Below are 19,526 nucleotides of genomic sequence, written 5' to 3'. Positions count from 1 at the left end.
GCGCCTAGACAATCCAATCGTGCAACGAGTAGGCATGGATGTAGTCGATCTGCATCTCCGCAGGTGTCGCAAGCCCGTCGGCGGGCGTTCCCGCGATGCCGCCAACCGCGAGATCGACCAGCATATACATCGGCTCGTGCATGTCGGCAGGCGTTGCGGCATGGGCCACTTCGACGTTGTCGAAATACCAGACGAGTTCGTTTTCCGTCCACAGCACCCCGTATTTGTGGAACCCTCCGGTGTCCGCGACATAGGGCGTGGAGGATACTGTTGTATGCGTTCCCGTCTCGTTCGTGTGGCTTGTCAAAAGGAGCTTGTTTGGATCCTGACCGGTCATCTCTATGGCGTCCAGCTCCGGTGGCCAGGAGCCGTCTGCCGGCAGAAGCCAGAAGGCCGGCCATGCGCCCTGTTTTTCGGGCATGTCGGCCCGAATTTCGAAATAGCCGTAGGTCTGCGCGAAGGAGTCGTGCGTCGTGAGCAAACCTGACGTGTATTGGTAGTTGTTTATGTAGGGTTTGATAGCGTCTGGGGCCTTGGCGGCGGTAATCGTGAGAACACCGTTCTGGATATTGAACGGCTTGACGGAACTCGTCGGGGCATAGTTGGCATCGATATACCATTGAAGCTCGCCGTTGCCGGTTAGCGAGCTGCCGTTCGCGCCTCCCCACCAGAAGTTCGTGTTCCAGGTGCCGCTCGAGCCATTCCGCAGGTTCAGTGTGTTGAACTCGTCCGCGAAGGTGAGTTGCAGATGCGACCTGTCCAAGGCCAGATCGAACTGGCTTGCGGCGAACTGGTCGATCGTCTTGTTGGCGAAGACAAGAAACTCGTTGCCGGATAGATCAAGTCGGACATTCGCTCCCGACTGGACCATATTGGCGTGCACCTGGTCGAAGGAGGTGAAGCCGTAGCTCCCGACGCGCACCGTATCGTCGGCGCTGAAGTCCAGGATCAGGTCACTGCCGTTGCCGGGGGCGACGACGAAAATGTCCGCCCCGGAGCCGCCCTTGAGAACATCGTCGCCCTTCAAGCCGTCGAGCGTCTGTTGGCCGGAGCCGCCGGTGATGATGTTGTTCAGCTCGTTTCCGAAAGCATATTGCTTGTCGCCCGTGACCGTCAGGTTTTCGAAATGCGCCGGGAGCCTGTAGTTCATCCAGGTCGAGATGGTGTCGACACCCTCATTGGCCAGCTCGACCGCCTTGTTCTTCGTAGAATACAGATAGTAGATATCATCGCCCTTGCCGCCATACATCGTGACACTGACGTTGCCGTCGCCATAGAGCGAGTCGTTGTAGATGCTGCCATAAAGCGCCGGGCCGGAATTCGTCGCCGAGTACCATTTTGTCGAGGATCCGCTGTAGGGGAGTGCAACGCCGTAGGCGTTCAGGACGGTGGTCATTGTGGTCTTGCTCCTCGACTCGATGCCAGCCCCAGCATCTATGGAGGGTACGAGAAGCCAATGTCTTTTTTGGTCTTCGACTTAGGAGGGTTACCGAAAGCTTAACGCCAGCTCGCTGCTGTTCCGCAAACGCCCGATCACCATCTCAAACCCATAAAAATCCTGCCCGCCGGATCGAGTTGCCGCGTCCGTGGGTCACCCCACGCGTCTCGGGACGGCGCCCTCGCCTGCTCTAGGTATTCAGGATGGAATTCCTGTATCCTTGGACGTCTTGAAGGCGATTTGCGATCACCTTGCCGACCGCCTCCGGGCTGTGCACTTGAGCCATGTAGGTCCGGGCGCGCTCGCCGACCGCGGTGACGGCCTCAATATTGTCCGCAAGTTGCGCCATGACCCGAGCGGCCTCGTCTATGTCTGGATCGGCCCATTTCTGCCCCTCGATGAAATACGGGTATTGATCGGGCTCCACGCCGATCAAACGGTATGGAATTGGAAAACCAGTCTGCGTGCTGACGAAGTCCTTGCTTCCGGAAAAGTCCGTTGCGATGACCGCTTTGCCCATGGCCATGGCTTCGGCAATTCCCAATCCAAAACCCTCCGAGCGATGCAACGAAATGAAGACATCGCATGATTTCGTCAGGCAATAGGTTTCGGCTCTAGTCAGAACCTCGTCAATCAAGACAACCCGCTTGTCTGTTTGCGCTAGGCCCCGAATTGAATTCAGAATTGCTCGTTTGTGCGGGCTATTGCCCATTGTCTTGATGATCAAGGAAACCCGCCGATCGCGGTCCTGTCCGAACGCGCGAAGATGGGCCTGCAAAACGGCATCCGGGTTCTTTCGATCTGGGTAGGACGAAAAATCGAATGCAAACAAGAATGCCGTGGAATCTTTTGGAATCTGGAAGCGCTCCCGGTTCGCCTCGATGTTGGGCGGAACGGATATGGCCACTGGAACGTGCACGACGGGACGGTCCGTGCCGGCTATGAAGGCGTCGCGGACGAAGGCCGTCGGAGCCCAAATCTCGTCCACATGCTGCAAGCTGGTCAGCCATTGCGGGTGGATCAGAGGCAGTTCCCAGAAAGGCCGGACGATATTGTATCTGTTGTGCAGAACGCCGACGCCGACGCCCTGAATGGTTGACCCCAGCATGTCGGCGTTTACGCAGAAGACGTTCACCATTTTGGATGGGCGCGCAGCGATGCGGTGCGTCAGGGCTCGGTCCCTGTGCGACGAAAGAACCTGCTCGTCAAAATTCGTGACATCGTAATTGATGCCCGCGCTCTCAATCGACCGGGCAAGCGAACGCATGGCTTCACCGACGCCCGTCTCTGAAAAAGGGTAGCCGATGAGGGATAGACCAGGCGCTAGCGTAGCCTGGGTTGTCGTATCGAAATTCGTGGGCCAGGCACGCCTGAACATCGCATCGAGAAATTGTTTTCGCCTGGCCGGCGGCACCATTCTGTAGAGCCAGCGAATGTGAGGTTGGGCTCTTACGAGAGTTCGATAAGCACGACGCGCGACACGCGCCGCGATCATCGAGGCCTGTTTGGCGGAAACGTCCGCCACTGCGTTTGGGCCGGTCTTCGCAGATCCAAGTTGGCTCATTCTTTCGGCGACCGTTTTCGTGAACCTGGAAGGAATCCCGGCCGACGATGCGCCGCCGGACATATACCAGTCGGCATAGTTTATCTGGGATCGCCCCTCCTGGAGGGGGAAGTAAGATTGCAGATCGCGCCTCGTCGTCCACAGTGCGTGCGCAAGCTGCGTGACCACGCCACCGGGGTTGGGCCTGATGTCAGCTGGACGGTCGAGATTGTCGGGCATCAAGGCGAAGGGATCGCCCTCGAAAGGTTCGAGCTTCTCGCGATAGACAATTCGCGCCAGGCTCGGAATATCGGTGCCGTCGGAAAACGTCCCGAAGCCATAAGGCACCGCCGAAAACCTGCTTGCCCCATAGGCCTCCAACTGGTCATGATAATCGGCCAACAGGTTTTCCAACTCCTTGGTCGACGTTGGCTTCCACCGCTGCTGGTGCTTTGACAGGACACTCTGATCGCCGGGAGTGATCCCGCTGAAATGAAAGAAGGCGAGTGGCGAGCCGTTGACCTCGTATCGTTCACTCGTCTTTTTGATCGTGCGGGTATCGAGGTTCCAGTACGCCACGTTGTAGGCTGGATCGCGCAAGATGTGCGTGCCCGAGCAATAGGCCGGCCACAGGTCCATGAACTTCTGGTCGACGAAAATCCCGTCGCTCAGGCGATTGGCGACACACTCGTTTCGCAGGCGCGTCTCCCACCATTCCAGCAAGGCTGACGTCTCGTCCGTCCTGGCCAGGGCCAGAAATCCCAGATTGTAAATCCCGGCTTGCATGAAGGTCAGGTCGTTTGGGCCTTCGGGATGGAGGTTGGGAGCCAGCGCATGCGGCGTCAGGACGGACGTCGCCCCCTCATCGAACGCCTGCAAGATCTCGTCGAAACGGCGATAGGCAAGGATGTCCGGATCCAGGTAAATGACGCGGTCAAAACCCTCGGCGAAAAGCCGCCGGAATACAGTCGGCTTGATCGCCGTGTTGAGCTCCATGACGTCGTAACGAAAACTGAAGGCGCGACGATCGGGCAGATCGAGATCGTCGAAGAAAACATGAGCGTCGAACTCGGGAAAGGCGTCCTTTTCCAAGTCTTGCCGGCGTGTGTCAGCGATGGCAAGTATGCATGAAAAGTCTGGATGGTGGCGAGCAAACGAAGACGCAAGCGCCCGGGAATAGTGGAGATAATTCCAGGACGAAATCGTAAAAAACGCATTCCTCATGCTTAGCCCGAATCTTCCTTTGCCTTCGCGTCAAAACGTTGCCATAGCGCACGTCAAGGGCAATCCACAATCGCAAGGGACAGGCTGTGGCAAATAAGACTGCGTTGATAACGGGCATCACCGGGCAGGATGGCGCCTACCTGTCAAAGCTGCTGCTTGACAAGGGATACCGTGTGGTCGGCTCCATGCGCCGTACGTCCGGCATCGGCACATGGCGCCTGCAAGATCTGCAGATTCTGGACGATATCGAATTCGCATCGATGGAACTGACCGAAGATTCAAACGTGCGTGCGGTGCTGGAGAAGATCAAGCCCGACGAAATTTACAATCTCGCGGCTCAAAGCTTTGTGGGCGATTCCTTTACACAGCCCATCTACACAACCCAGGTCACCGGGATCGGTGCATTGAGATTGCTTGAAGGCGTCAGGACCGTTGTCCCCACGGCGAAATTCTATCAGGCTTCAACGTCCGAAATGTTCGGAAAAGTGCAACAGGTTCCGCAGTCCGAAAAAACCGCTTTCTATCCGCGCAGTCCCTACGGCATCGCCAAACTGTTCGCACATTGGACTGTCGTGAACTACCGGGAAGCATACGGGCTGCATTGCTGCAGCGGCATCCTCTTCAATCACGAGTCGCCCTTAAGGGGCGTGGAGTTTCTCCCTCGGAAAGTGACGCTTGGCATGGCCAAATACGCATTGAGGGGCGAAGGGCCGCTGCGGGTCGGAAATCTGGAGGCGAAAAGAGATTGGGGCCACGCCAGGGACTACGTCGACGCGATGTGGAGGATGCTGCAAACGACGACTGTGATGGATTTCGTGGTGGCGACCGGAAGAACGCACACCGTTCGTGATTTTGTCGAAATGGCCGCGAGCGCCTGCGGCATCTCCCTGGACTGGCAAGGAACGGGGCACAACGAGATGGCCATCGACCGAGCCACCGGGAACGTCGTTGTATCCGTCGATCCGGCTTTCTACAGACCCTCGGAAGTCGACCTTCTTGTCGGCGACCCTTCTCTTGCGAAAGAAGTTCTGGACTGGAGTCCCACGGTTGGACTGGAGGATCTGGTCGCCGAGATGGTGGAGGTCGATATGCATCGGGTCTCCTCGAACCACGTTTCCGGGTTTTAGGAGACCGGGGGACGCTCTAGTACCCCCATAGCCCAACCAGATCGCGACCGGTCAGGTCGCTGGCCATGGAAACTTCGGTCGCGAACAGCTTTTTCAGATCGCCTGCGACGTCGCCGGCGATTTCCGTTTCGAAGCCTTCCGCGCGATTGTCCCAGTACTTCTGGCTCACCCTGACGCCGAGAAACTGCTGCAATTGCTGCTCCCATGCCCCCTTCTCGCGGACCGGGTGCGGGCGGATCAGGTCCTCATAGATCAAGACCAGTATTTGGTTGCGCGGAAAGGATTGATAATAGCGGCGCAGATGCCTGCCGTAGAAAGAATGTTCGATGTTCATGGACGCAGAATACCAGGAATTATCCTGCGCTCTATGACTGGCGAACCCAATCAAGCCATTCCTGATATACGAATTTATGTCCAGGCTTAGTTCCGGCCCCAGCGATGCGTCGATCTTTCCCTTCATGTGCCGGTACTGCGAGATCACACGGCTGACCGGCTCTCTCAGAGTCGCTATGATCTTTGCTTGCGGATTGTAAGATCTTATGCGCTCCGCCACCTGCGCGCTTGAGAGATAGACGGGCGAAATGTCGGCGAGATAGCGGTGGTCGACCGCCGCCTCAGCGAAGTGCGTATCGTATCGGGCCTCGGTTACGTCATCGTCGATACCGAAGCCGTTGATCTCCTTCTCCTCGGGGACAAAGACGTCTCGCGTGGCGCCGAGCATCCTTGCAAGGCTGCTGGTGGCAGTGCGCGGCGCGCCGATACCAATCAGGTTTGCCCGCCCCGACGTGGGCGTCTTCAACGCTGGCAATCTTGCCTCCCGGGAACGCCGGCGACCAGGCTTGGCTTCAACATTCCTAATGTTCCTGTTGACGCGCCATGGCGATCATTGTCGAGCACCGCGCGCGCCACTATGAGCTTCGATGGAAAGTCTGATGGGGAAAATTATTGGTGACCGCGGCAATTACGGCCCACGTCCATAGCCAGGCAATTTCGACGCCGGCTTTCCGGCGCATTCGCGCTCGCGATGTCGCAATGGCGCTGCTGCTTGGGCTCCTCTCCCTGTTGGTCTACAACGCAAATATGCGGTCGATCACAGCGGCGGACAGCTATGCGGCGCGCTACCTGCCCTTTTCAATCTGGCAGAATCACAGCCTGACCTTGAATCCAATTCTAACCACGGTGGCTCAAGGACGAAAGCCTCCGGCAACGCCAGAGAAGGATGGCACTGCTCATTGGATCCTGAAGGTTGGGGGAGACCGATATGTATCGAAATTTCCCATTGTCGTTCCTGTCATCCTCTCCCCATTCTATCTGCCGGCAGTCATTTATCTGGACCACCATGATGCCGATCCGCTGCTGTTCGACCAAGTCGCCCGGATCATGGAAAAGCTCTGCGCTTCTTCGCTGGCGGCGGTGTCTGTCGGTTTGCTCTATTTGCTCCTGCGGCGGCGGACCGATGAAGGGTTGGCCGCCATTCTGAGCCTGCTTTACGCATTTGGCACGACGACATGGGTCATCAGCAGCCAAGCCCTCTGGATGCATGGGCTCGCCCAGCTGCTGGTCGTGGCCACCATGCTTTTGCTCACCGGACCAGCCACGGCATTGCCGATCGTTCTCGCAGGACTGCTTTGTGGGCTTATCGCGGCCAACCGCCAGCCCGATGCCATATTGGCGGCAGGTCTGGGTATTTATGGCCTGTGGTGGGCTGGCCGGATGAGACCGTTTTTCGTCTTGTCGGGCATGGTCCCGGTCGCTTTGACCCTGGCCTATAATCTCATGATCGTCGGCAATATCGCGGGGGCCTACGCGCTGCATGTTCGGCCCGGCGATTTCAACCACGACATAGTGGGCGGCATCGCAGGCCTTCTTGTCAGTCCGACCCGAGGGCTCTTCGTCTTCTCCCCGTTCCTGCTGTTCGTTCCCATTTTTTGTCGTCGCGTCGTGCTCGAGCGCTCAGGACGAGGGCTGACGATAGCCATCGGCTGCGCCATGATCGTGCAAGTGTCGTTCTACGCCATGATCGATTGGCGGCAGGGCATCTCTTGGGGCCCCCGGTGGCTCACCGACATGCTGCCCATGCTGATGTGGATGCTGCCACCTGTCGTGAAGGCCCTGTCCCGGAACGGGCGTGTGGCATTCGGACTTGCATCGCTCGTGGCGATCTCGATCCAGACGATCGGCGCCTTCTGGTATACCGGCATCGCCGACACGCCCATCGTCACCGCTCACGGACCGGGCAGAATGCAACCTGCCTGGGACGTCCACAACGCAGCGTTTGTCGCCGAACTCCGTCACCCGCATGTCCAGGCCGACCTGATCGTCGATCTGCATGGCAACATCGATGCGGTGAATGTCCTGCCTGCCGATCAAAGTACCGGCGGCGAAGCAGGTAGACAGCTTGAGGTCCTCGGATGGGCGCTCACCAACAACCACTCCCCCAGCGACGTCGCCGTGCTGATCGATGGCCAATGGGGCGCCGCAACGCGGGAATTCTTTGCCAGGACCGATGTCGAGATGGCGATGGGCCAGGCGAGCCCGGCTGGCTGGCGCGTTACCATTCCAATCGACCAGGTAGGCCCGGGTGAGCATCTGTTGGCGGTGCTGGTGCGCGCCACGGAGGGCGGCGAGCCGCGTCTCATGAAGCAGACCTCTTTCGTCCTGGCGCGGGACAACGAGGCGCTTGAGCATGTGACGGATCTGCCAAGTGCGGCGCGGCGCGCCCGGCAGATGCTCGCAAGCCACCAGCAGGCCGGCGGCTATTGGCTGACCTCTTTTACGAGTGCGACGCGATTTGAGCAGCCGCGCCAGGAAATGAACACCTATCTCAACGCCGTCATCCTTGATGTCGCCGGCCCCGTGGCCGAAACCGCCGGCGCAAGCGACATGCTTGCAAGGGCGCGCCAGTTCCTCGCCGCTCAGATCGAGCCGAGCGGTCTCGTTCGATATCACGGTCGACCAGATGCGCCGACGATCGGCACTCTTGGCTGCGCCATCACGCCCGACTCCGATGACACCGCCCTGGCATGGCGTGTCGCACCGAGCGAAAAGAGCGAACTGCTGCAACCCGCGCTTGCCACGATAACGCAGTTCAGACGGCCTGACGGGCTCTACAAGACCTGGCTTGCGCCACGGGACAAATACCAATGCCTCGATCCCGGACGCGACGCCAATCCGGCGGATGTCGGAATCCAGATGCACATATTCCTGTTTCTCGAACAAGTGGACAAACCGGCCGCGCGTTCGCTGTGCGAAGCGCTCTCGAAAAAAGCTGGCGACGACGATATCTGGGTCTACTATGCCGGTGCGCCGCTCATGATAAATCTGCGGTTGGCGGACCTGGAAAAAGCTGGCTGCTTGCCGCAGTTCCCACAGGCGCAATTGCGGACCGACATTCCCGGCCAAGAGATCTGGCTGCGCGCCGCCGACCAGCTTCGGCAAATGGACAGCCATGCCGGCTCATATGCTGCCTATCAACGCACGGCCGAACTGCTGACCGATATTGCTGCGGATGACTTTTCCTTGATGAGCGATACGCCTCCGCTGCTGTATCACAATGACCTTACAGCGACCGTGAAACGATTCTATTGGTCGCAAGATTTCGGATATGCGCTGTGGTTGCGGCTCTATTTCGAGAACGAACGTATGCTATCAAAGCTTCCTTGTGGTTCCGGCGGCCCGGAACGAAAATGTGGTGAGAAGTGACGCAAATCGCGAGCGACACAGTCGATCAAACTCGCCCCCGGGCGACACAGCTGTCCCGTTGGCTTTCTTGCATCCGTTTCGATGAAGTCGCCGCGCTTCAGGCCACTCCGATCATCGGTGCGGTCCTTTCGATCGGAGCGCTGTCAGCGAGCCATGCGCTGACCGTAGCCATTTTGATAGCCGGCAACCTGTGCCTGATGGCTCACGTGTTTGTCCTCAACGACTGGTCGGGAATCGACGGAGATCTCAAAGATCCGGACCGAGCCAGCCGAACATTCGCGGCAAAAGGTCTGACACGCAGGGAAGTCGGCTATCTTGCCGGCTCATTGCTGGCGATCAGTCTGCTCCTGTTTGGGCTGATAAATACGAGGGCACTCGTTGTTGCAATAACGGTGGCAGGGCTAAGCGCCTTGTATTCCAGCCCGACCCTGCATCTGAAGGGTGCGCCGCTCTTCAGCTCGGCTCTGCATTTTGTCGGCGGTTGCATGCATTTCCTGATCGGCTATGCGGCTTTTGGCGCGATCAACGCACAGGGCCTCGTCGTCAGTTGTTTCTTTGGGCTGGTATTCACCGCCGGTCATTTCACGCATGAGGCGCGCGACTATGACGTCGACTTGCTCAACGGCATACGGACGAACGCCGTGGCGTTTGGCAAGACCAGGAGTTTTGTCGCAGGCCTCGTGCTTTTTATCTCGGCATATGCGCTCATGGTCGCGCTGGCCGTGCTCGGATTGGTTCCGTTCGCCCTCGTCTTTGCCGCCGCATTCATTCCGGTACATCTGTGGGCTTCGCGCCGCGCCATGCTGGCCGGCCTGACGTCCGAGAGCCTCTATCGACTGCAACGGTGTTACCGTGCGCTCTTCGCCACCATCGGCATCGTTATGATCTCGATGGTCGCTTTGTCCTAGCCGGCAGTGTCGGGTTCCACACAACAGGCGACTTTCCGGCCTCGAGGTTCCATGCTTTCCGTAATCGTACCGGTCTTCAACGAAGCAGTCACATTGCCGCACGTGTTGGCGATGGTGAGTACAGCACTTCCCGCCGTGACGAAGGAAATCATCATCGTGGATGACGGCTCCTCCGACGGCACCCGTGAGTGGCTCAAGGCCAATTTTCCGACCGGTTCTCGCTGCGCCACGTCCCTGACCGTCGACATCGACGGAGGTCTGGTCTTCACCGAGGAACCGGAGATTGCCCGGGTCACCGTGCGCGTGTTCCATCACAACAGAAACAGCGGAAAAGGTGCCGCGCTGCAGACCGGGCTGGCGGCCGTTGAGGGCGACGTCATCGTCATCCAGGACGCGGACCTTGAATACGATCCTGCGGATTGGACCGTTATGTATGACCTTATCGTCAGGCGAAAAGTTGCAGATGTCGTCTACGGCTCACGCTTCTACGGCCGGCCTCATCGCTCGCTCTATTTCCACCATTATCTGGCCAATCGCTTCATCTCCCTGGTGTTCAATCTTCTCTACAACCAGACGCTGACGGACATCGAGTGCTGCTACAAGATGTTCACGCGAGACGTCATGAGCCGGCTTCGTCTGACCTGCAACGACTTTGGTTGTGAAATTCAGCTCAGCGCCCAGATCGCGCTTGCCGGCCGCTGGCGGATCTACGAGATCGGCATCAGCTATTTCGGCCGCACCTACGAGGAAGGCAAGAAAATCGGATGGCGCGATGGCGTCAAGGCAATCTGGTATCTCGCCCGCTTCCGGCTCTTTTCCTGAACCACCGACGGCGGCGCAAACCAAAACATGCGCCGCAAATGGTGAGCTTTTTACCGTCCGCTTTCGGCAGCCGAGTTGATTTTCTCCAGTTCTGCCGCAAGCGTCGTGGCATATTCCTGGGTCTCAGCCCGCGACTGTTCGAGGCTTCTCGCATATTCGGTCGCGGCTTTGTTCGCCTCCCGCAACTGGGCCACTGTGTCTTCCAAGGAGCTCGTGTAACGCGCCGCCTCCTCGGTCTGAGCCCGCGACTGTTCAAGGCTTCTGGCGTATTCGGTCGTGGCGTCATTCGCCTCCCGCAGTTGAGCCACCGTCTCTTCCAGGGATCTCGCGTAACGCGCCGCCTCCTCGGCATTTTTCGACCGCTCTTCCAAGGCGACCTGCAAGCTGTGCACATATCGGCCAACCTCGCCCTTCAGGGCATCGCCGCCGGCGGCCTCCTCGGCCTGGGCCCGGGACTGTTCGAGGCTTTTGGCGTATTCGACCGCGGCCTCGTTCGCCTTCCGCAACTGGGCCAATGTGTCTTCCAGGGAGTTCGCGTAACGCGCAGCCTCCCTGGCATCTTTCGATCGCTCTTCCAGGACGACCTGCAAGCTGTGTACATATCGACCGACCTCGCCCTTCACAGCGTTGCTGTTGGCGGCGATGATCGCCTGGGCGGTGCTTCGCTCGAGTTCCATTTTTTCCAGGTGCTCGATGCCAATCGTCACCAGGCTTGATGGAAATTCGCCGTTCTGCCGCCTGATCCATTCGGCGCTTCCCACGGCCACAATTGCCAGAGACACACCGTCGAAAGTCAGTCCGGTCTGCTTTGCCACGGCGCTGGCATGGCCAAGGCCATCCCGGTCCTGAAAAAGAATGGCGTCGAAATGCTTGGCGCGGAGGTTTTTCAACAACTGGATCGTTGAAGCCAGAAAGGGCGGCTGGTCCAGCGGGCCGTCTGCGTCGAGATGTTCGATGTCGAAGGAATGGTTTTCGGCAAAGGCCGCGAAGGCATTCTCGTCCGCCTCGGTAAACGCGCCGATGTCGACGATGGAAACGTCGATGCCGGCGGCTATGGCGGCGTCAACCGCGGCTCTCGCCGCTCCGTCACCCTGGACAGGCTTCCAAAACAGGTCGCCGACAAGGCATATTTTTCGCTGGCCCGCGCCCCGACGCATGACGCGTAGGCGGCCTGACGATCGCGGCGGCGCAGGCGGATGCTGAATGCCGGCATAGACATCGTCGAATGACTGCTTCACCGCGCCGAAAACGGCCGGATCAGGCTCGCGGCCTTCGGCAGCGCCACGCAGTTCGGAAAAGATCGGCGCGATCCATGCAGACCACACGCCCTGACGGCAATCCAGATCCTCCGGTTCTTGATGGTGCCGCAGCTCCCGCGACAGAAAGCCGTCGATCTCGGCAGCGGCATCCGGGATGGATTTCGGCCACGCGATCTCGAGTTCATCGCCGAGGCGGCGGGCGACCGAGCTCCAGTCGTCCAGCAACGTCGAATAGTCGCAGAACGCCCTGTCGAGGTCGCGCGTGTGTTCTTCGGCGGCCAGATTGTACCGCAACCACAGCAGGCCCCCCCGATCCAGAGGCCAGGATTGCCAGTCACCCGCCAGGCACTGTCGCTTCGCCAGCGAAAGCGCGACTTCCATTGGATTGCGCGAGATGACGACCGCGACGCACCGTATTCCCAGTTTGGCCAGGGCGGCGCGCCACAAGGGAAACAGCAGCGAGATCCGCGGATCCTTCAGCACGAAGAGCGGGTCGTCGCCATATTCATCGACGATCAGATCTTTCAACCTGTCGATGAAGGCTTGTGCCGCGGGCCGTTGCAGCCATTCGCCGTACGGTCCCTGGACATCGTTTACGGGCGATTCCGCCAGGTCCAGGATCTGGTCGTTGAGGCGCACGGCGGCTTCCGGCTCCCAATGGCCGATCTCGTTGCCCAGTCCCGCTGGATTGAGGTTGCGCGGCAGGGAGGCACCGAGAAGGCTGAGCATGCGCGCCAGCGCGGATGTGCCGCTGCGGTGCATCCCGACGACAACTATGGCGGTTCTGCTGGTCATAAGAGTTCCAAGGATACGCGTCCGGCACCTAAAGGCGATCGAACCCTACGGAGGGACGGCGCCATGTGCTCCCGATTGCCGTCGGGGACATCAGTTGAACTGTTGGCAACGATGGACCCCGCATGCATAGTCGCCGCCTGGCGCACATAACCGGCATGTGATGTTCGGGGCAAATTTTTGTCTCCTGATAGAAGCAGGACTTGGATTGGAGATTAGAGAGATGCACTCCAGAGCACCAGTGACCTCCGGTGACCAAGACAGAGCCCGGGCGATCGTTTCAAAGGTGCCGCATTGGCACCACAAATTTGAAGTGTACCCCGGCGTGGTCACGCCGGGCTCCTACGATCCCCAGTTCCTACTCGAAAAACTGCGATTGCCTAAAGATATGACCGGCCTGCAGGTGTTGGACATAGGCCCGTCGGACGGCTTTTTTTCGATGAACATGGCTCGCCGCGGAGCACAGGTAACGGTGGTCGATTATCGGGCCAAGAATGGCCATGGATTCGAAGCCATGGAGCAACTTACCGGTTTGGAATTCGATTACAGGCAGATGAACCTGTACGACATCCCCGGCTCCGATATTGGTGAGTTCGATATCGTGCTGTTTCTGGGTGTTCTTTACCATCTGCCCGACATGATGCGCGCGCTGAACATCGTTGCGCAGCTTTGTCGGAGCCGCCTGCTTGTTGAAACGCAGTTCGAACCGGAGCTGATGCCCGGCGTCGCGGTCGCGCAGTACTACGAAGCAGGGACACTTGCCGGCGACATCACCAATTTCTGGGTCCCCAACAGGGAATGCCTGTTTGCCATGTTGCGCGACGTCGGCTTTCAAATCGATCGGGACGAAAGCTGGGGCAAACGCCTCCTGGTGGACGCTTCATCAACCACCATGGCAAGGACGAAGATGGGCCTTGCCTACGGGCTCGTACCCACCTGAGGGATCGGCAGCCAACATCGATCAGTGCGGCCGCACGGACCTCCCACAGGCGACCCTGAAGTCATCTATCGTTTGTCGTCCGCTTCCAAATGTGTAGCAGCCACCTGCTACCAGCGCCCGGAACTCTGGTGCTATATGTTATCGATGGCGAACCTCACCGAGGCGGTGTAGGCTCACCTCAAAAGAACAAGAAGTGAGCCGTACCCCCGGCCAAGCCCGAGCGAATCTGGGAGGATTCATGGTTGAGATCATCTCCAAGCGGGATGGCCCGCGGCGCGAGGACGTCCAGGTCAAAAGGCTGATCGAGCAGAACCGCTCGACCATCGTTCGCCTTGCCGACCAGATCAGCGGCGGCGGCTATTCGGCTTCCAGGCAGCCACGCCAGCAACCCAAGGCTGAAGGCCTGATCATCCATGTCGGCGGCAGTGCGGCAACCGCCTCCGAAGCGAGCCCGTCCATCCGTGTCACCATGAACGGCCGCGTGATCTCCAAGGATCAGAACACCGGTCGCCAGCTTCATCATATCGGCGACATCCGCAACCGGGACGGAGACCAGATCTTCGTCCTGGCAACGAAGCAGAACGGCTTTTTCTCGCCGGTCGACGAAACCATCGCGCAGGCCCTTGCCGATCTGGATGGATCCAGGGTGACCACGACCTATTCCGAAGACCAGCTTGCCGCCGACATCGGTGCCAAACTCGGCATCGACTGACGACCGGCGTTCGGGCGTCCCCTGCACGTCCAATCCGCGACAGCATACAGAAATGGCATACCTCAAAGGTACTGTGATGGCTGAATGAGACACGCGAACGGCCCCGATCAGATGAAGACCGATGCTCTTCCGGCGCGCGCTTCAATGGCCACCGGACAATTGATCCTGGACAACATCGACTATGACGAGCGCGCCACCATGCGCGCCTGGGAGAGTTTTCTCTCCGACGAGCCGACATGCGCCCGCGATCCGGTCCACGTCCGCTCGCTGATCCACGATTCCTGGTACCGCAGCGCCACCGGCGGCATCAATGCGCAGGGCATCGAAGCGCCGCTGAACAGCGATCGGAACGAGATCGAATATCTGACCCGCGCCAATGCCGAACTGCTCTCGGCGGCGCGGCGGTCATTCGCGTCGCTTGGCCAGTTGCTGGACGGAACGGGAGCGATGCTGGTGCTTGCCGACAGCGATGGCGTGCTGATCGACGCCATCGGCGACAAGAAGACACTGCATGACGGCATGGACATCCATCTGGCCGTCGGCGGCAAATGGAACGAAGATGCCGTCGGAACCAACGGCATTGGGACCGCGCTGTGGACCGGGGAACCGATTTTTGTTCACGCGGCCGAACATTTCTGTGCCGGCATCAAATCCTGGACCTGCGCCGGCGCGCCGATCCGCGATCCCCTGGATGGCAAGATCATCGGCGTTGTCGACCTGTCGGGCTATTCGCCGATCTTCCGGCCGCATAACACGGCGCTCGTCGCCGCCACCGCCAGGCAAATCGAAAAGGCTCTCGCCGAACAGCAGCAGGAGCAGCGCACACGCCTGCTCGAAGCCTTTATTTCCTCGGCACCCAGCTACCGCCGGAAAGACGGGTTGGTGATCGTCGATCATCGTGGCCGCGCGATCTTCTGCAACAACGTGCCCAACGGCGACGCGACGGAGATGATGGACGGCCCGATGGAGCCGGGCCGCGGACGTTGGCTCATGAACCTGCCGGCCTCCGGCTCGGAGACCGATCTTGCCAACGCGCTGCCGGCGCACCTGCGATCCTGCCATGTCACGCCGCTGAAGCTGGATGGCGACCTTCGTGGCGCGGCTCTGGTGTTTCCCTCCGTACCGGCCGTCTCGAGCATGACGGTGATGCGTCGGGAGGGGGACAAACACCTGCGTGCAGCCGCGGCGATGATCATCGGCGAAAGCGAAAAATTGCTGGCCGCCGTCGATGTCGCTTCCCGGGTGGCCGGATCGAACGGTGTCACCTCGCTGCTGATAGAAGGCGAAACCGGTGTCGGCAAAGAGCTGTTTGCGCGGCTTGTCCATGCCGGCAGCCGGCGCACCGAAAACGACCCGTTCATCGCCATGAACTGTGGCGCAATCACCAAGGAGCTGTTCGGCAGCGAATTGTTCGGTCACGTGGGCGGAGCCTTTACCGGAGCTTCGCGGGACGGCAAGCCGGGCATCTTCGAACTCGCCAATGGCGGTGTGCTCAGCCTTGACGAAATCGGCGAGTTGCCGCTCGAAATCCAGCCGTTCCTGTTGCGTGTCCTGGAGGAGCGCGTGGTTCACCGCATCGGCGATTCGAGGGGCCGGCCGGTGGACGTGCGACTGGTCGCCTCGACCAATCGCGATCTCAAGCAGGAAGTCGCGGCCGGACGCTTCCGCAGCGATCTCTATTACCGCATCGGCGCGGTCTCGATTCATGTGCCGGCCCTGCGTGAGCGCGGCGACGACGTGCTCTTGCTGGTCGAGCACTTCAATCGTCAGATCGCAAAACTGGCGGGCACTGATCCCCTGGAGTTCTCAAACGAGGCACTCGACGCGCTGCTGGCCTATCGCTGGCCTGGAAATGTGCGCGAATTGAAGAACCTGGTCGAGCGCCTGCACATACTGGCGCGCGACGGCATGATCGGACTCCGGGACCTTCCCGAAGAAATCAGTGCGGGCAACCGCAACGCAATGGCCATGCACAGCGACCATCCCACGACCATGCTTGAAGCACCCGTGTGTACATTCGAGGATGGAGAACGCCAGGCGATCAAGAATGCGCTTGTCGCGGAGGGCGGCAATCTCAGCAAGGTCGCGCTGAGGCTCGGCATTTCGCGGCCGACGCTTTATCGCAAACTCGGCCAATACGGCATCCGGCGCGGTTTCCTCTAAAGCGCGTCGCGGGTCACTTCTGGGCGACATGCACTAGATCCAATCATCGGCAAAAAACCCGCGGCATTCGCGCCGCGGGTCGGGGAAAGTTCGGCGACCGAAATCGCCTTCAGGGAACGATGACACCACGGCCGGTGAACCGGCGGTTCTTGAAATCGTCGAGCGCGGTGTTGATGCTGGCGAGATTGTATTCGGTGTAGTGCATCTTCACCTTGCCGTCGGCGTTGAGCTCCATCAGTTCGACAAGCTCGGTGAAATTGCCGACCAGGCTGCCGCCGATGTTGATCTCCTCGATGACGAGATGCGCGGTCGGTACGTTGATGTTGCCGCCATAGCCGACGACGAACAGTTGCCCGCCTTTGCGCACCATCTTCCAGCAGATGTTCTCGACACCGAGTTCACCGACGAAATCGATCACCACATGCGCGCCGCCGCCGGTGATCTGGCTGACTTCCTCGACAATGTTTGGGCCGCCATCGAGGACGAAGTCGGCGCCAAGGTCCTTGGCCAGCACCCGCGCTGCAGGTTCGCGATCGACGGCGATGATGCGGCAACCCGAAATCGCGTGCAGCGATTGCAGAGCGATATGGCCAAGCCCGCCAATGCCGAGGAGCACGCAGTAACTCCCCGGCCGCAGGAGCTTGGCGGCGCGCTTGGCGGCGCGGTAGGCGGTGATACCGGCATCGGCCAGCGGCGCCACCTCGATCGGCGTGATGTTGGCATTCAGCTTGATCAGCGAGCGTTCGCTGGTAATGAAATATTCGGCGAAACCGCCATTCATGCCAAGGCCGGGGAACTGGCCGTTGTCGCAATACATGTCCTCGCCATGGCGGCAGTTGAGGCAGATGCCGCAGGAACGGAAGGGGTGGCAGATCACCGCATCGCCGCGCTTGACCGATCGGACGCCGCTGCCGACCTCCTCGACCCAGCCGGCATTTTCGTGACCCATGATATAGGGCAACAGCGTGCCTTCAGGGTCCATCGTTGGCTTCCACACCCCTTCGATGATGTGCAAATCGGTGCGGCAGAGGCCCGCGGCGCCGACCCGCACGATCACCTCGTCGGGCGCGGTGATCGTCGGCGCCTTGACCTCCTCGATCTTGAGCCGAACATTCATCTTCGGGTCGTATTCGTAGAGTCTGGCAGCTTTCATCGTCGTGTCCTTTCAACGTCGAAATCGTTGCGTTGCAATGTTGCTTCAGGCGCGGCCGAGTTTTTCCGAGCCGCCGCCACGCGCCGGACCGGCCGTCGGATCCTCATCCTCGGCGAGATCGCCAATCAGCGTTTCGGTGGTCAGGATCAGCGTCGCCACGGAAGCAGCGTTGGCGAGCGCGGTGTAGGTGACGCGGACCGGATCGATGATGCCTGCCTCGAACATATTCTGATACGCGCCGGTCGAGGCGTTGTAGCCATAGCCGCCATTGATGCGGGTGACCTCGACCACCACCGCTTCGGGATCGGCGCCGGCATTGGCGGCGATGCGCCACAGCGGCCGCGACAGGACCGAGCGCACCAGGCGCACGCCCTCGGCGACATCGCCATCGACGCCGGCCGCGACCTTGTCGAGCAGCGGCGCGATCTGCGCGAGTGCCGAACCACCGCCGGCGACCACCCCCTCCTCGGACGCGGCGCGCACCGCATTCAAGGAATCCTCGATCAGCTGGATGGTCCGCTTCTGCTCGACCGGCGTGACACCGCCGGCGTAGAGGATCGCGGTGCCGCCGGAGAGCTTGGCCAGGCGTTCGCGCAGCTTGTCCTGGTCGATGTTGGGCTGCGAGGCTTCATACTGACGCTGCACCTGGGCACGGCGCGAAGCGATTGCGCCGGGGTCGCCGCCGCCGCGAATGATCGAGGTGTAGGACGAACTGGTCTTCACCCGGTCGGCCGTCCCGAGATCCTCGGCGGTGACGTCCTCGAGCCGGCCGCCGAGATCGCGTGCGATCACCTTGCCGCCGGTGATAATGGCCAGATCCTCCATCATCGCCTTGCGCCAATGGCCGTATTCCGGCGGATGGACGACCAGGTACCGTCCCGGTCCCTGCTTGCCGAGCAGCGTCACCACCACTTCCGGCGACATTTCCTCGGACACGACCAGCAGCGGCCGGCCATCCGCGTCGGCAATGCGGCGCACCGCATCGAGCTGCCCGGGCTCCTTGATCTTGAGGTCGGTCATCAGGATGTAGGGCCGTTCGAGCACGGCCTCCATCTTCTCCTGGTCGGTCACCATGTGATGCGAGAGGTAGCCGCGTTCGAAGGACATGCCCTCGACGACATCAAGCGTGGTCTCGGTGGTAACGCTGAAATCAGTGGTGATGACGCCTTCGGCGCCCACCCGCTGATGGGCTTCCGCCACCAGCGCGCCAAGCTTGGTGTTGGTCGCCGCGATGTTGGCGACCGAGGCCAGGATGCCGTTGCCCTTTGCCGGCTTGGCGGAAGCCTTGAGCGCCGCCACCACCGACGCCACGGCAAGGTCGATGCCCTTGCACAAATCGACGGATTTCACGCCGCGCTCATTCGCCTCGACACCGCCCTGGATGAGCGCGTTGGCGAGCACGATGGCCGTCGTGGTGCCATCGCCGGCGATCTCGTTGGTCTGCATCGACACTTCGCGGACGACCTGCGCACCCATGTTTTCGAAACGGTCGTGCAGTTCGATCTCGGAGGCGATGCTGACACCGTCGCGGGTCACCATCGGCGTGCCGATCGGCCGGTCGATCATGGCGTTCATGCCTTTGGGGCCGAGCGTCGGCTCGACGGCGGCGGCGAGCCGAAAGACGCCACGGGCGAGAGCACGGCGGGCCTCGGAATTGTGAAGCATTATCTTGGGCATGATTCCTCCTTCCGCCTTACGGGCGGGTTGTTGGTTAGGGGCCTCGTGCGAGGGAGGCCGTTGCTG

General features: G+C 60.2%; 13 protein-coding genes and 1 pseudogene. 8 read left to right on the top strand and 6 right to left on the bottom strand.

The window, feature by feature from the left end; genetic code table 11:
* Positions 1 to 4: 4 nt before the first annotated feature.
* Both eglC and CGZ66_RS01330 read right to left on the bottom strand, forming a co-directional pair.
* The gene (eglC, locus tag CGZ66_RS01335; protein ID WP_095080731.1) at positions 5 to 1,396 is read right to left on the bottom strand and encodes an endo-1,3-1,4-beta-glycanase EglC; all 1,392 of its coding nucleotides are present in this window, start codon (positions 1,394 to 1,396) and stop codon (positions 5 to 7) included.
* A gap of 232 nt (positions 1,397 to 1,628) precedes the next feature.
* Positions 1,629 to 4,073: a glycosyltransferase family 4 protein gene (locus CGZ66_RS01330; RefSeq protein ID WP_167391940.1), complete on the bottom strand. Its 2,445-nt coding sequence runs from the start codon at positions 4,071 to 4,073 to the stop codon at positions 1,629 to 1,631.
* 218 nt (positions 4,074 to 4,291) lie between these two features.
* Between CGZ66_RS01330 and gmd the strand changes: the two genes are divergently transcribed.
* Positions 4,292 to 5,332, top strand: a complete 1,041-nt coding sequence (gmd, locus tag CGZ66_RS01325; protein WP_095080727.1) for a GDP-mannose 4,6-dehydratase — start codon at positions 4,292 to 4,294, stop codon at positions 5,330 to 5,332.
* Between the two features lie 16 nt (positions 5,333 to 5,348).
* Here the strand turns inward: gmd and CGZ66_RS01320 are convergent, their stop codons facing one another.
* Complete coding sequence (locus CGZ66_RS01320; protein WP_143748641.1) at positions 5,349 to 6,140, bottom strand: sulfotransferase family protein; 792 nt, start codon at positions 6,138 to 6,140, stop codon at positions 5,349 to 5,351.
* A gap of 140 nt (positions 6,141 to 6,280) precedes the next feature.
* Between CGZ66_RS01320 and CGZ66_RS01315 the strand changes: the two genes are divergently transcribed.
* Genes CGZ66_RS01315 through CGZ66_RS01305 form a run of 3 tightly spaced genes read left to right on the top strand, consistent with a single transcriptional unit; the run spans position 6,281 to position 10,764 of the window.
* The gene (locus CGZ66_RS01315; protein ID WP_143748640.1) at positions 6,281 to 9,034 is read left to right on the top strand and encodes a hypothetical protein; all 2,754 of its coding nucleotides are present in this window, start codon (positions 6,281 to 6,283) and stop codon (positions 9,032 to 9,034) included.
* Positions 9,031 to 9,942, top strand: a complete 912-nt coding sequence (locus CGZ66_RS01310; RefSeq protein ID WP_095080722.1) for a UbiA family prenyltransferase — start codon at positions 9,031 to 9,033, stop codon at positions 9,940 to 9,942. The genes CGZ66_RS01315 and CGZ66_RS01310 overlap by 4 nt, the downstream gene beginning before the upstream one ends.
* A gap of 51 nt (positions 9,943 to 9,993) precedes the next feature.
* Positions 9,994 to 10,764: a glycosyltransferase family 2 protein gene (locus CGZ66_RS01305; protein ID WP_095080719.1), complete on the top strand. Its 771-nt coding sequence runs from the start codon at positions 9,994 to 9,996 to the stop codon at positions 10,762 to 10,764.
* 50 nt (positions 10,765 to 10,814) lie between these two features.
* Here the strand turns inward: CGZ66_RS01305 and CGZ66_RS01300 are convergent, their stop codons facing one another.
* Positions 10,815 to 12,662, bottom strand: coding sequence for a sulfotransferase family protein (locus CGZ66_RS01300; protein WP_143748639.1), 1,848 nt, complete (start codon positions 12,660 to 12,662; stop codon positions 10,815 to 10,817).
* 316 nt (positions 12,663 to 12,978) lie between these two features.
* Between CGZ66_RS01300 and CGZ66_RS01295 the strand changes: the two are divergent.
* The 4 genes and pseudogenes from CGZ66_RS01295 to CGZ66_RS01285 all read left to right on the top strand — a co-directional run.
* A pseudogene (locus CGZ66_RS01295) lies at positions 12,979 to 13,641 on the top strand (class I SAM-dependent methyltransferase); the annotation flags it as partial.
* On the top strand, positions 13,574 to 13,852 hold the full coding sequence (locus tag CGZ66_RS41615) for an AgrD family cyclic lactone autoinducer peptide (protein WP_425352249.1): 279 nt from the start codon (positions 13,574 to 13,576) through the stop codon (positions 13,850 to 13,852). The pseudogene CGZ66_RS01295 and the gene CGZ66_RS41615, both read left to right, overlap by 68 nt.
* A 141-nt stretch (positions 13,853 to 13,993) precedes the next feature.
* Complete coding sequence (locus tag CGZ66_RS01290) at positions 13,994 to 14,467, top strand: hypothetical protein (RefSeq protein ID WP_095080710.1); 474 nt, start codon at positions 13,994 to 13,996, stop codon at positions 14,465 to 14,467.
* A gap of 84 nt (positions 14,468 to 14,551) precedes the next feature.
* Positions 14,552 to 16,630: a sigma-54-dependent Fis family transcriptional regulator gene (locus CGZ66_RS01285; protein WP_095080709.1), complete on the top strand. Its 2,079-nt coding sequence runs from the start codon at positions 14,552 to 14,554 to the stop codon at positions 16,628 to 16,630.
* Between the two features lie 109 nt (positions 16,631 to 16,739).
* Here CGZ66_RS01285 and CGZ66_RS01280 read toward each other — a convergent pair whose 3' ends face one another.
* Both CGZ66_RS01280 and groEL read right to left on the bottom strand, forming a co-directional pair.
* Positions 16,740 to 17,783: an NAD(P)-dependent alcohol dehydrogenase gene (locus CGZ66_RS01280; RefSeq protein ID WP_095080707.1), complete on the bottom strand. Its 1,044-nt coding sequence runs from the start codon at positions 17,781 to 17,783 to the stop codon at positions 16,740 to 16,742.
* 45 nt (positions 17,784 to 17,828) lie between these two features.
* Entirely contained in the window at positions 17,829 to 19,460 is a 1,632-nt protein-coding gene (gene groEL / locus CGZ66_RS01275; protein ID WP_095080705.1) for a molecular chaperone GroEL, read from the bottom strand.
* Positions 19,461 to 19,526 lie beyond the last annotated feature (66 nt).

This window comes from Mesorhizobium sophorae (assembly GCF_002270415.1).
GTDB classification, from domain to species: domain Bacteria; phylum Pseudomonadota; class Alphaproteobacteria; order Rhizobiales; family Rhizobiaceae; genus Mesorhizobium; species Mesorhizobium sophorae.
Note: the sequence above shows the minus strand (reverse complement) of the source record. Positions and strands in the feature narration are given on the sequence as shown.